This is a genomic window from Microbacterium sediminicola, from assembly GCF_039531125.1.
Classification (GTDB): domain Bacteria; phylum Actinomycetota; class Actinomycetes; order Actinomycetales; family Microbacteriaceae; genus Microbacterium; species Microbacterium sediminicola.
In genome coordinates this window covers 291,301-303,038 of sequence record NZ_BAAAPL010000002.1, presented here as the reverse complement: position 1 = coordinate 303,038, position 11,738 = coordinate 291,301, and the positions used below count along the sequence as shown (strand labels likewise).

12 protein-coding genes are annotated in these 11,738 nt (G+C 66.2%); 3 read left to right on the top strand and 9 right to left on the bottom strand.

The window, feature by feature from the left end; all coding sequences use genetic code 11:
- Positions 1 to 2 precede the first annotated feature (2 nt).
- A complete protein-coding gene (locus tag ABD206_RS09925) occupies positions 3 to 827 on the top strand; it encodes a PaaX family transcriptional regulator (protein WP_344072045.1) in 825 nt (274 codons plus the stop codon).
- A 10-nt stretch (positions 828 to 837) separates the two neighbouring features.
- On the opposite strand, the gene menE is transcribed toward ABD206_RS09925, so the two are convergent.
- Genes menE through ABD206_RS09900 form a run of 5 tightly spaced genes read right to left on the bottom strand, consistent with a single transcriptional unit; the run spans position 838 to position 5,911 of the window.
- Positions 838 to 2,361 (bottom strand): o-succinylbenzoate--CoA ligase, encoded by a 1,524-nt coding sequence (menE, locus tag ABD206_RS09920; RefSeq protein WP_344072043.1) that lies wholly within the window; start codon positions 2,359 to 2,361, stop codon positions 838 to 840.
- 40 nt (positions 2,362 to 2,401) lie between these two features.
- The gene (locus ABD206_RS09915) at positions 2,402 to 2,857 is read right to left on the bottom strand and encodes a MaoC family dehydratase (protein WP_425561199.1); all 456 of its coding nucleotides are present in this window, start codon (positions 2,855 to 2,857) and stop codon (positions 2,402 to 2,404) included.
- Complete coding sequence (locus ABD206_RS09910) at positions 2,851 to 4,053, bottom strand: acyl-CoA dehydrogenase family protein (protein WP_344072039.1); 1,203 nt, start codon at positions 4,051 to 4,053, stop codon at positions 2,851 to 2,853. Before ABD206_RS09910 ends, ABD206_RS09915 begins: the two co-directional genes overlap by 7 nt.
- Before the next feature lie 7 nt (positions 4,054 to 4,060).
- Positions 4,061 to 4,939, bottom strand: a complete 879-nt coding sequence (locus ABD206_RS09905) for an amidohydrolase family protein (protein ID WP_344072037.1) — start codon at positions 4,937 to 4,939, stop codon at positions 4,061 to 4,063.
- Positions 4,940 to 4,984: 45 nt separating this feature from the next.
- Positions 4,985 to 5,911, bottom strand: coding sequence for an SDR family oxidoreductase (locus ABD206_RS09900; protein WP_344072035.1), 927 nt, complete (start codon positions 5,909 to 5,911; stop codon positions 4,985 to 4,987).
- 116 nt (positions 5,912 to 6,027) lie between these two features.
- Here ABD206_RS09900 and ABD206_RS09895 point away from each other — a divergent pair, with 116 nt between their 5' ends.
- Complete coding sequence (locus ABD206_RS09895) at positions 6,028 to 6,486, top strand: MarR family winged helix-turn-helix transcriptional regulator (protein WP_344072033.1); 459 nt, start codon at positions 6,028 to 6,030, stop codon at positions 6,484 to 6,486.
- Positions 6,487 to 6,610: 124 nt separating this feature from the next.
- Complete coding sequence (locus ABD206_RS09890) at positions 6,611 to 7,771, top strand: AAA family ATPase (protein WP_344072031.1); 1,161 nt, start codon at positions 6,611 to 6,613, stop codon at positions 7,769 to 7,771.
- A 32-nt stretch (positions 7,772 to 7,803) separates the two neighbouring features.
- Here ABD206_RS09890 and ABD206_RS09885 read toward each other — a convergent pair whose 3' ends face one another.
- The 4 genes from ABD206_RS09885 to ABD206_RS09870 form a co-directional block, all read right to left on the bottom strand.
- On the bottom strand, positions 7,804 to 8,397 hold the full coding sequence (locus tag ABD206_RS09885; RefSeq protein ID WP_344072029.1) for a PadR family transcriptional regulator: 594 nt from the start codon (positions 8,395 to 8,397) through the stop codon (positions 7,804 to 7,806).
- 95 nt (positions 8,398 to 8,492) lie between these two features.
- Positions 8,493 to 9,905: a vanillate/3-O-methylgallate O-demethylase gene (ligM, locus tag ABD206_RS09880; protein WP_344072027.1), complete on the bottom strand. Its 1,413-nt coding sequence runs from the start codon at positions 9,903 to 9,905 to the stop codon at positions 8,493 to 8,495.
- 36 nt (positions 9,906 to 9,941) lie between these two features.
- A complete protein-coding gene (gene purU, locus ABD206_RS09875) occupies positions 9,942 to 10,814 on the bottom strand; it encodes a formyltetrahydrofolate deformylase (RefSeq protein ID WP_344072025.1) in 873 nt (290 codons plus the stop codon).
- Between the two features lie 17 nt (positions 10,815 to 10,831).
- Positions 10,832 to 11,707: a methylenetetrahydrofolate reductase gene (locus ABD206_RS09870; protein ID WP_344072024.1), complete on the bottom strand. Its 876-nt coding sequence runs from the start codon at positions 11,705 to 11,707 to the stop codon at positions 10,832 to 10,834.
- Positions 11,708 to 11,738 lie beyond the last annotated feature (31 nt).

Sequence of the window (11,738 nt, the reverse complement as noted above, 5' to 3'; positions counted from 1 at the left end):
CTGTGTCTGGTGTCGTCGCCGGTCGCGGCCGGTCGCCGCGATCCCTCGTCCTCGCGCTCTTGGGCGAGTACATGCTCGAATCCGAACCGCAATCGGTGCGCGCGGGTCTGTTCATCGAGGTGCTCGAAGGAGCCGGCGTGCAGCCGCCGGCGACGCGTTCGACTCTGGACCGATTGGAGCAGACGGGGATGCTCGGTCGCGAGCGGCGAGGACGCGAGGTGCTGTTCACGCTGACGAGCCCCGGTGCGGCGGTGCTGAGGGAGGCGACCCAGCGCGTCAGGTTCCCGGAGCCGCTCCACGCCGACGGGAACGGGTGGACGCTCGTCACGTTCAGCGTCCCCGAAGGGCAGCGGACCCTCCGACACCGGCTTCGCTCGACGCTCACCTGGGAGGGCTTTGCACCGCTGCGCGATGGGCTGTGGATTGCTCCGGGCGCCGTCGACCTCCGTCGAGCTATGGCCGCGTTGGAAGGCGACCTCCCCGCGGGCACAGTCGTCGCGTTTCGTGCCGAGGAACTCGACGGCTTTCCCATGGGCGATGGAGTGCGCGGTGCGTGGGACATCGAGGCGATCCGTGCCGCCCACCAATCCTTTATCGAGACCTGGGAGGACGTGAGTGCGGAGGCGGTGCCCTCGGCACTCACGTCGCGCACGATGCTCGTCGCTGACTGGCTGGCGCTTGTGCGGACTGACCCTGGCCTTCCACGCGAACTCCTCGGCGAAGCGTGGCCGGCGCTGCAGTCTCTCGAGATCTATCGCAGGCTGCGCTCTGCGACCGAGAAGAGCTCGGCCGCAGAGTTCGCGCGTCTGGTGTCGGCGTCCCGCTGATCGGTCGTCGTCACTTCTTCCCGAAGATCGCCCGCAGGTCGGCCTTGCGGATCTTGCCCGACGCTGTGCGCGGCAGCTCGTCGACCACGACGACGTCCTTGGGGAGCTTGTAGCGGGCCAGCAGGCCGTCCAGGTGTTCGCGCACGGCTGTCGTGTCGACATCCGCGCCCTCTCTCAGGGTGACGACTGCCAGCGGCACCTCGCCCCATCGCTCGTCGGGGACCCCGACGACGGCGACGCCCGAGATCCCCTCGATGTCGCTGATGAGGTTCTCGACCTCGGCGGGGTAGATGTTCTCCCCGCCCGAGATGATCATGTCTTTCAGGCGGTCGGCGATGTAGAGGTATCCGTCGGCGTCCAGATAGCCCAGATCACCGGAGCGAAACCAGCCGTCGTCGGTGAAGGCCGTCTCGTTGGCGTCCGGCCGGTCGTGGTAGCCGGGGAACACGTTCGGCCCCGAGATCTCGATTTCGCCGACGGTGCCGCGAGGCACCATGTCGCCGTTCTCGTCCGCGATACGCACCTCGGTGAAGAAGTGCGGCAGTCCGACGCTGCCCTGCTTCTCTCGGGTCATGGCGGGCGAGAGGGATGTCGCGCCCGGCGAGGTCTCGGTCATCCCGTAGCCCTGCGAGAAGTGCAGACCGCGCTCCTCATAGGCGTTGAGGATGCGGGTGGGGACCGCCGAGCCGCCGCACGTGAGCTTCTGCAGGCTCGAGATGTCCGTGCTCTCCCACGCCGGGTGGTCGGCGAGCATCTGGTAGGTGGTCGGCACCCCCGAAAGCATCGTGACCCCGTGCTGGGCGATCAGCGCCAGCGCCCGGCCCGGCTCGAATCCCTTCTCGAGCACCATGGTCGCACCCTTCAGGATGCCGGGAAGAGCCCCCATTCCGAGCGAGGCGACGTGGAACAGCGGCGAGATCATGAGCGAGACATCCATCGAGACGATGTCGTAGTCCACGATCGCGTTGAGCGAGACCCAGGTGAGGTTGCCGTGGGTGAGCACGGCGCCCTTGGGCTTGCCGGTCGTTCCCGATGTGTAGACGATCGCGGCCGGATCTTCAAGGGTGACATCGGCGATCGTATGACCCCCGGGGGCTTCGGCGATGAGGTGCGCGAGCCCGGGGTTCTCGGGAAGCCCCTCGCCCGTGACGATCACATGGGCGATGCGCCCCGACTCCACGCCTGTCATGGCCCGGTCAAGGAACTCGATGTCCAGGATGAGAGCCCGCGCGTTCGAGTCCGTGAGAACGTGTGCGATCTCGGGCGCTGCCAGTCGTGTGTTGACCGGCACGAACACCGCGCCGATCTGTGCGGCCCCGAACAGCACCTCGAGGAACTGCGGACTGTTCTCGCCGATATAGGCGACGGCATCGCCCGTGCGGATGCCGCGATGCCACAGCACGGAGGCGACCCGATCGGCCGCATCCGCCAACTCGCGATAGGTCAGCACCTCGTCGCCGAAGACGACGGCCGGCTTGTCCGGGTTCTTCAGTCGGCGCTTGGCCAGCCAGAACCCCAGTCCTCTGTTGCGCATGTCTCTCCTTCGAGCGTGCGGACGGTGCCGGGCGCGGGTCTCAGGCGTAGAAGCGGTACAGGCCCCGAGCGACGACGGCGGGCTTGGTGCCGCCCTCGATCTCGATGGTCTGATCCACAGCGAACTGCAGGCCGCCGGCAACCTCGGTCACCTCGGCGATGACGGCGTTCATGCGCACCTTCGCGCCGACGCGGACGGGCGAGACGAAACGGACCTTGTCGAGACCGTAGTTGACGCGCGTGGTGACACCGGTGGCATCGAACAGCTCCGACCAGAAGAGCGTGGTCAGCGACAGCGAGAGGAAGCCGTGCGCGATCGGGCCGCCGAACGGGCCGTCCGCCGCACGCTCGGGGTCGACGTGGATCCACTGGTGGTCATCGGTGGCGTCCGCGAAGAGGTTCACGCGGTCCTGGGTGACCTCGAGCCACTCGCTCCAGCCGAGGTCGGTTCCGGCCAGACCGGCAGCGTCTTCGAATGCGACGACAGTCGTCATGATTTCTCCTTTGCGGGGGATGGGGTGAAAGCCGACAGGCCGGTCAGGGCCCGTCCGACGATGAGGGAGGTGATCTCGTGTGTGCCTTCGTACGAGTACACGGCTTCGGCATCGGCGAAGAAGCGTGCGACGTCGTGCTCCAGCAGGATGCCGTTGCCGCCGAGCACCTCGCGGGCCAGGGCGACCGTCTCTCGAGCGAGACGCGCGGTGTGCATCTTCGCGAGCGCGGAGTTCTCGTCGGCGAACTCGCCGGCATCCTGGCGCTGGGACAGCTGGACGACGAGCGCAAGGGAGGAGGTCAGATTCCCCAGCATCCGCGCGAGCTTCTCTTGCACCAGTTGGAATCCGCCGATCGGGGTGCCGAACTGCTCCCGGGCGGTGACGTAACGCAGCGCAGCCTCAAGGGCGCCGGCCTGCAGGCCGGTCGCGATCCAGGCGACGTCCGAGCGCATGGCGCGGAGGATCCGCGCAACATCGCGCCACGACGACACGTTCTGCAGGCGAGCCGACTCCGGCACGCGGACGGCGTCCAGCTGGATCACGGCGTTCTGCATCGGGCGCAGGGCGATCTTGCCCGTCATCGGAACGAGTGTGACGCCCGCCGACTCTCTCGGCACGAGGAAGGCGCGAACGGCGCCGTCGGACTCCCGGGCGAAGACTGTGAGGACGTCGGCGTTCGCTGCCCCGCCGATCCAGCGCTTGGCGCCGGAGATCACCCACTCTTCGCCGTCCCGGACGGCGGTGGTGGCCATCCCGCCCGCGATGTCAGAGCCGTGCTTCGGCTCGGTCAACGCGAACACGCCGCGCACGGCGAAGCTGCGCACCTGCGGGTCGAGCGCGGCGAACTGCTCCGGGCTCCCGCCCCAGCGGATCGCTGCGCGGAACAGCCCCGACTGCGCGTTGTAGAGGGTCGCCACCGAGACGTCCGTGCGGGCCAGGACGAAGTTGCGCAGGCCGGAGAAGAGGCTCGACGAGGCTTCCGGCTCCGACACGCCCTTCGGAGTCATCAGTTCCAGCGGGATCAGCGCCTCGAGGATCTCGCCCGGCATCGTGCCCGTCTCCCAGGCATCGGCCAGCAGTGGTCGCACACGTTCGTCGAGCGTCTCGCTCAGCGCGACGAGTGCGGCGTGCGCCGGCTCGCTGAGCGCGGTTCCGGCGAATCCGTACGGATCCAGCCCCAGTGCGGTATCCGTTCTCATGGCGGTGTCAGAGCCCCAGCAATCGGGCGGCGTTGTCTTTGAGGATGCCGGGCATCACCTCGGGCTTGAGAGAGGTGAGTTCGACGTCTCGTCGCCAGCGCTCGGGGGTGAGCAGGGGGAAGTCTGATCCGAACAGCACGCGCTTCTTCAGGTAGGAGTTGGCGGCGCGCACCAGGGAGTCGGGGAAGTACTTGGGGCTCCATCCCGACAGATCGATCCAGGTGTTGTGCTTGTGGGTCGCGACCGAGAGCGCTTCGTCCTGCCACGGCACCGAGGGGTGGGCCATGATGATCTGCAGGTTCGGGAAGTCCGCCGCGACCGGATCGAGCAGCATCGGGTTCGACAGGCCGAGTTTGAAGCCGCGACCGCCGGGCAGGCCCGCGCCGATGCCGGTTTGGCCGGTGTGGAAGAGGCCGACAACCCCCGCGTCCTGGAGGGTGGCGTAGATCGGGTAGTACCGCTCGTCGGACGGGTCGAACCCCTGCACTGTGGGATGGAATTTGAACCCGCGCACGCCGTGGTCCTCGACCAGTCGCGTGATCCGGTCGACGGCGTCGGTGCGGCGCGGGTCGACCGAGCCGAAGGGGATCAGGACGTCGTTGTGACGTGCTGCACCCTCGGCGATGTCCTCGCTCGACAGAGGGGCGTGGCCCAGCTGACTCTCGGCGTCCACCGTGAACACGACCGCGGCCATCTGCCGCTCGCGGTAGTAGGCGGCGATCGCGTCGAGGTCTGGCCGCTCGAGGTCGGTCGTGAAGTACTTCGATGCGGCCTCGACCAGATCGGGCGGGAGTGACGCATGGCCGTGATGGTCGATTTCGATGTGCACGTGCACGTCGATGGCGGTGATCGCGTCGAGGTCGATCGCGGATTCGTAGCGGGTCACGTCCTGGCCGTTCTTCGGGTGGGTGCTGCGGGTCGGCTGGGTGGCTCAGACTTCGGGCCGGGGCCGGACGAGGTCCTCGGGGAGCGGCGGGAACTTCTCGCCGACCGACTGCGCGACGAACAGTTCAGGGAACTCTGCCGTGAGTGCGTCGGCGGTGAAGCCGCCATCGTGGTACGCGGTGACGACAGGCTCGGGGTGCGACCACACCTGGATGCGGTCGCCGCCGATGCCGAGCGCCTGGCCGGTGACGCCGGCAGCGTCATCGGAGGCGAGGTAGGCGATCAGACCCGCGACGTCGTCGGAGGTGCCGAAGCCGAGGTCGTGACGGAAGAACGCGGGCATGGGCTCGCCCGCGGCATCCGCTTCGACGGCCGCAGCGAAGTACGGGACCGTCGCGGTCATCGCGGTGGCCGCGACCGGGATGACCGCGTTGGCGGTGATGCCGGCCTTCTTCAGCTCGAGGGCCCAGGTGCGCACCATGCCGACGATGCCGGCTTTGGCCGCGGCGTAGTTGGTCTGGCCGAAGTTGCCGCGCTGGCCGGTGGGGGAGCCGATGCAGATGATCCGCCCGGGGATCTCGTTCGCCCGCATATATGTGGCTGCTTCGCGCACGCAGGTGAAGGTGCCGCGCAGGTGGACGTTGATGACGGTGTCGAAGTCGTCGTCGCTCATCTTCCACAGGACGGTGTCGCGAAGGACCCCGGCGTTGGTGACGAGGATGTCGAGCCGACCGAACTCTGTGACGGCGGTCTCGACGAGCTGCTTCGCCGTTTCTGTGGGGCCGACCGGGGCGACGACGGCCGTTGCGGTGCCGCCGGCGTCGCGGATGGAGGCGACGGCTGCCGCGGCGGTCGCCTCGTCGACGTCGTTGATCACGACCGACGCGCCCTGCGCGGCGAGCTCCTGCGCGTAGGCCAGACCGAGGCCTCGACCTGATCCCGTGACGACGGCGACTTTGCCCGTGAGCGACATGGCTCCTCCTTGAGTACGTGGTGCGTCGGCATCCGTCGGCGCACCACCCATTCAAGAGCACGATCGTTGAAGTTGTCAATCATTGAACTTCGCGCTCAAATTGCTAGCATCGAGGGATGGTGGACAGAGCGTCGGACGTGGTCGAAGCAGTGGGGTCCGCGCTGGATGCCGACGTGAACTTCCTGCTCGCGCGCGCCAACGCGATGTCGATGAGCGCGGCGAACCGCGCACTCGCACCCCTCGAACTCAAGGTGCGCTCGTACTCCGTGCTCGCGCTGGCGTGTGCCGCAGCGCCCCCTTCGCAGCGCGAGATCGCCGAGTACCTGCGTCTGGACCCGAGCCAAGTGGTCGCACTCGTGGATGACCTGCAGAAGCGCGGCCTCGTCGAACGGCGCGCGGATCCGAGCGACCGCCGCACGAATGTCGTCGGGGCGACGCCGACAGGTGTGGAGCTGCGCGCCGAGGCCGCTGCCGCCACTCAGGCTGCAGAGTCGGAGCTCTACGTCGGGCTCAGCCCCGCGCAACGGCAGTCACTCACGCGGATGCTGCGCACCGTCGCCTTCCCCACGGAGTGAGCGCAGCTCGCTCCGTGGGAGGGTGACGCTTCGGATCCAGCCATAGGCTGCGTTGGCGTTGAGTTGGCCGAGTGTCGAGGAATGTTGATAGACCTTATCTGACCCCGGGATAAGGTCTATCAACATGGACGAGCTCGAGAACCCCTACAGGCCAGGTGCTGGGACCCAGCCTCCCGCGCTTATCGGACGTGACGCATACATCGACCACTTCGGGACGTTGATGCGGCGCGCAGTTCAGGGTCGGCCAGGCAAGAGCGTGATGCCGATCGGACTCCGCGGTGTGGGAAAGACAGTCCTCCTGAATCGGTTCGCGCAGATCGCCGAGACCGAGGGGCTCTCAGTCGCGTTCATTGAGGCTCCCGAGACGGGAGACCTGCGTTCACTTCTCGCGAGATCCCTGCGAAAGATCCTGCTGCAGTTTGATGGGCGAAAGGCCTCGGCGAAGGTTCTGAAGGCGTTGCGAATACTGAAGTCATTTCAGTTGCAGCTGCCGGATGGTTCATCTGTGTCGCTCGATTTCGACGCGCTTGCGGGAGCAGGCGATTCGGGCGTCCTCTCTGATGATCTGACCGATCTCCTCACCGCGGCGGGCGAAGCAGCGCAGGAGCGAAGCACGGGCATCCTCATTGCAATCGATGAGGTGCAGTACCTGACCGCCGAAGAGTTGTCGGCCGCCATTACTGCGATACACCGCACCACCCAGCTCAACCTTCCCGTCGTGCTCGTCGGTGCAGGGCTTCCCCAGTTGCCCGGCCTCGCTGGGGACGCGAAGTCGTATGCGGAGCGACTCTTTGAATTCCCGGAAATTGGATCTCTCAATGCGGAGGATGCGCGGGATGCTCTTGCTCTGCCGGCGGCCGTCGAGGGTGTGGAGTACTCGGCGGAGGCGATCGAGTTGCTCCTTGCGCTCACTGAGGGTTACCCCTATTTCCTTCAAGAATGGGGTTATCACCTGTGGAACATCAGCAACGGGCCGACGATTGGGATAGGCGACGTACAGAGCGCGCAGCAACAGGTCACGTCACACCTTGACAAGAACTTCTTCCTCGTCCGACTCGACCGACTCACTCCTAAGGAAAAGGAGTATCTGCTCGCAATGGCCCAGCTGGGGAAGGGGCCTCACCGATCGGGCGATATCGCGGCGAAGCTCGGCGTCAAGGTCGAGAGTGTAGCTCCGCGCCGATCGGGCCTTATTTCGAAGGGAATGATCTACAGCCCGGCCCACGGGGACACTGCATTCACTGTCCCGCTGTTTGACGCCTTCATGATGCGCACTTCGATCTAGCACCGTCGCCTTCCCCACGGAGTGAGCGAGCCTCAGGTCGCGTCGGCGTCGAGCTGGTCGACCAGCGCCAGGCCGCGTTCGGCCCAGGCGATCTCGCCCAGGGCATGCTCCACAAGGCCTTCGTAGGCGAAGCGCTTGTAGGCGATGGTGCGCTTGCGCACATCCTCGTCTGTGGTCGCCTCGAGGCGACGGGTGAGCATGGGGTTGCTCAACATCTCGATGTGGGTGAGCTCGCCCTCCCACTGCACGAGTTCGCCCTGCCACTGGCGGATGTGACCTTCGAAGAATTCGCGCGCGGCATCCGGGGTCGTCGTCTCGAGGTAGGCGGCACGCAAGTGCGCCGGGTCCCGCGTGCGTTGGTACTCGAGCGGTGATGCCATCCAGTCGAGGAACGCCTGATCGCCGGTAGGGGTGACGTGGTACATCCGACGCCGTCCGCGCTCGCCGCGGGCCTGCTCTTCGGCCTCGACGAGGCCTTCGCCCTCCATCTTCCGCAGCTCCGGGTAGATCTGCGAGTCGGGTGCGTGCCAGACGTGTCCGACGGACTGCGTGAACTGCTTGGCCAAGTCATACCCCGACAGGGGGCCGACACGAAGCAGCGCGAGCAGGGCGTACCTGAGGCTCATGGTCATCTCCTTCGTGTTCCCGTGATGGTATCGAGGGGGCCGGGCGGAACCCGACCCCCTCGAGGTGTGTCCCCCGCGAGGCGGGGAGAGTGTGCTCAGTCGTTCGCGTAGCCGGTACGCCAACCGCCCTGGTAGGTCTGGCGGGCGACGGTCGAGTACGGCACAGGGCTGACGACCACGCGCACATCGGTCTGCTCGTGCGGCTCGACCGAGGCCTTGGTGGTGCCGCCGTTCGGCTCGCCCCAGACCACGCGCAGCTCGGTTCCCTCGGGGACCGAGGGGTCAACCGTTGCGAGCGACAGACCGCGACGCTCGTTGGAGCTGTATCCGGTGAACATCGAGTAGCCCACGACCGTGCCATCGGCATCCACGACGGCGTCGTAGTTGGCCGAGCCGTAGTTGGCCAGCGGGAGGTCGAAGAACTTGTAGTTCGGGCCGTCGACGTTCAGGAGCGAGGTCCAGACCTTGCCGAGGTCCTCGGCGTCCCACGCGAGGGTGACCTTCTTGCGCTGGGCGGCGGGGTCCATCTTCTCGAGGGCGTCGCGACCGATGAAGTCGTGGTCGAACTTGACGAAGGAGCCGTAGCCGAGCTCCCACGGCGTCATGTAGTAGTCCTCGATGTTGTCCGAAACGAAGGATCCTGCCAGCGTCCCGGTCGCCTCGTAGCTGTCGGCGGGGAGCCACTCGCGGTAGGCCTGCTCAGCAGCGCCGGTGTAGATGGCGGGGAGAGGTGAGGGGATCCAGCCGGACTCGAGGGTGTTCGACGGGTAGGCGCGCGATCCGACAGGAAGTAGCCCGAACTCGGCGCCGGCCTCGACGATGAGGTCGCGGATCTTGTGGTGATCGGCGTAGGGTCCCCAGATCTCCAGACCGGGAGCGCCGGCCATGCCGTGACGGAGGGTGCGCACGTTCATGCCACCGATCTGCATCGTCGACATGTTGAAGAAGCCGAGCTTCTCGAGCGGTCCGCCGTTGAGCTTCTCGATGATGTCCCACGCCGCGGGGCCCTGGATCTGGAAGCGGTAGTAGAGGCGGGAGACGGCGTCGCCGTAGGGACGCGAGGGGGAGCGGCGGTCGACGGTGACGTCGAGGTTCGCGTAGCCGCCGGTCTCGCCGTGGAACATCAGCCAGTTCGACGCGGGCGCGCGGCCGACGTACACGTACTCGTCCTCGGCCTCGCGGAACAGGATGCCATCACCGATGACGTGGCCCGAGGCGGTGGTCGGCACGTACTGCTTGGCCTTGTTTACTGCGAAGTTGGCGACGGAGTTGATCGCGGTGTCCGAGATCAGCTTGATGGCGTCCGAGCCCTTGAGGAACACGTTGTCCATGTGGTGGGACTGGTCGTAGAGGACGGCGGTGTTGCGCCAGGCCTTCTGCTCCTTGATCCAGTTTTGGAAGTCCGCGGGGACGACCGGGTAGATGTACGAGCCGATCTGCGAGTTGCGCAGCAGGTCGACGGCGCCGTTCGAGGCGTCGAGGACTTCCTGCAGATTCTTAGGTGCCACGATGAACCTTTCGTTTGTAGCGGGTGGGGTGAGGGGTTAGAAGACGACGGTGTGGTTGCCGTGTCGGATGACGCGGTCTTGGGCGTGCCAGAGGACGGCGCGGGAGAGGACGGCGCGTTCGACGTTGGCGCCGCGTTGTTGCATGTCGGCGGCTGTCATGGAGTGATCCACGCGGGCGACGTCCTGCTCGATGATCGGTCCTTCATCCAGGTCCTTGGTGACGTAGTGACTGGTCGCGCCGATCAGTTTCACGCCGCGTTCCTTGGCTTTCTTGTAGGGGCCGGCGCCGATGAAGGCGGGAAGGAAGGAGTGGTGGATGTTGATGACCGGCACTCCCACGTTGGTGATGAAGTCGTCGGAGAGGATCTGCATGTACCGGGCCAGCACCACGAAGTCGACGTTCCCCGCGAGGAGTTTCACGATCTCGGCTTCGGCGGCGGACTTGTCCGGTCCTTGTGAGGGGATGTGGAAGAACGGGATCCCGAACGAACGGACATCCTCTGCGGTATTCGTGTGGTTGGAGATCACCATCGGGATCGATACCGGTAGCTCCCCGCGGCGGTGGCGCCACAGCAGGTCCAGCAGACAGTGATCACTGGTGGATGCCAGGATCGCCATCCGCTTGGGCACCGACTGGTCGGTGAGCTTCCAGGTCATCCCATAGGGGGTGAGAGTCTCGGCCAGGTCGGCCTCGAGCTCGTGGAACACCGCTGCCAGCTCGGGCCGGTGGAATACGACGCGTTGGAAGAACGCACCACCCTCGGGGTTGTCGGAGTACTGGTCGAGGGTGACGATGTTCGCCTTGTGGCGGGTGATCAACGCGGTGACCGCGGCGACGAGGCCGGGCTGGTCGGGGCCGTGAATGATCAGGCAGGCCTGATCGCGCAGGGCTTCGTTGTGCGTGGGCATGACAGTTGTTTCCCTGCTCACTTCGCGACGAAATCGCGAGCCCACACGGCGGTGGCTTCCATGCCACCGAACGTGTACATGTGCAGCTTCACCGCACCGGTCGAGGGGTCGTCACCGAGCAGTGCGGCGAGGTCGGTGACGAACTTGTCGGGACCGGCGGAACCCATCAGGTTGGTGAGGGAGAACCCGTACTTCTTCACGATCATCGCGTTCGCTCCCACACCGAACCGGGACGCGAACGAGATCAGCCGCTTGATGCCGGCAGGTCCGGGGGTGCCCAGGCGGATCTGCGTGTCGATACCCCGGTCGCGGACGCCCTTGATCCACGCCATCACCGGGTCGGTGTCGAACGCGAACTGCGTCAGGATCGTGGCATCCAGGCCCTGGTCCTTCAACGCGGCGGACTTGTCCTCGAGGTGCTTCCACAGCACATCGGTGGGGATGTCGGGGTGCCCCTCCGGGTATCCCGCGATCGAGACTTCTTTGACGCCGTACTTCTGCAGGATCCCGGTCTGGATCACCGACAACGAATCCGGGTACGGGCCCTCGGGGGTCGCGGGGTCACCACCCACCGCGAACACGTGCTCGGTCGCGCCGATCTCGGCCAGCGCGCCGAGGAACTCCTCGAGCTGCTCCTGCGACGCCAACCGGCGTGCGGAGATGTGGGGCACGGGGATGAACCCGAGCGCCTTCACTGCCTTGGCGGCTGCGACCCGCATCTGCAGGTCTTCGTTGCCGAGGAAGGTCACGTTGACCTTCGTTCCGGCCGGAATCAAAGGAGCCGCCTCGGTGAGGCCGGTGACATCCTTCTCTTTGCCGGTGATCTCGAGGGAATACCCCTGAACCAGACCCTTCGCAGCCTCATGCTGAGCTGCCGTCGGTGTAAAAGCCACTGATCGAGGTCCTTTCCGCTACCAGTGGGCC

What these genes read in the sequence shown, in the direction of transcription:
- menE (WP_344072043.1), bottom strand. Translation starts at nt 2,361, where the DNA reads ATGCGCAACAGAGGACTGGGGTTCTGGCTGGCCAAGCGCCGACTGAAG.
- ABD206_RS09910 (WP_344072039.1), bottom strand. Translation starts at nt 4,053, where the DNA reads ATGAGAACGGATACCGCACTGGGGCTGGATCCGTACGGATTCGCCGGA.
- ABD206_RS09900 (WP_344072035.1), bottom strand. Translation starts at nt 5,911, where the DNA reads ATGTCGCTCACGGGCAAAGTCGCCGTCGTCACGGGATCAGGTCGAGGC.
- ABD206_RS09895 (WP_344072033.1), top strand. Translation starts at nt 6,028, where the DNA reads ATGGTGGACAGAGCGTCGGACGTGGTCGAAGCAGTGGGGTCCGCGCTG.
- ABD206_RS09890 (WP_344072031.1), top strand. Translation starts at nt 6,611, where the DNA reads ATGGACGAGCTCGAGAACCCCTACAGGCCAGGTGCTGGGACCCAGCCT.
- ABD206_RS09885 (WP_344072029.1), bottom strand. Translation starts at nt 8,397, where the DNA reads ATGAGCCTCAGGTACGCCCTGCTCGCGCTGCTTCGTGTCGGCCCCCTG.
- purU (WP_344072025.1), bottom strand. Translation starts at nt 10,814, where the DNA reads ATGCCCACGCACAACGAAGCCCTGCGCGATCAGGCCTGCCTGATCATT.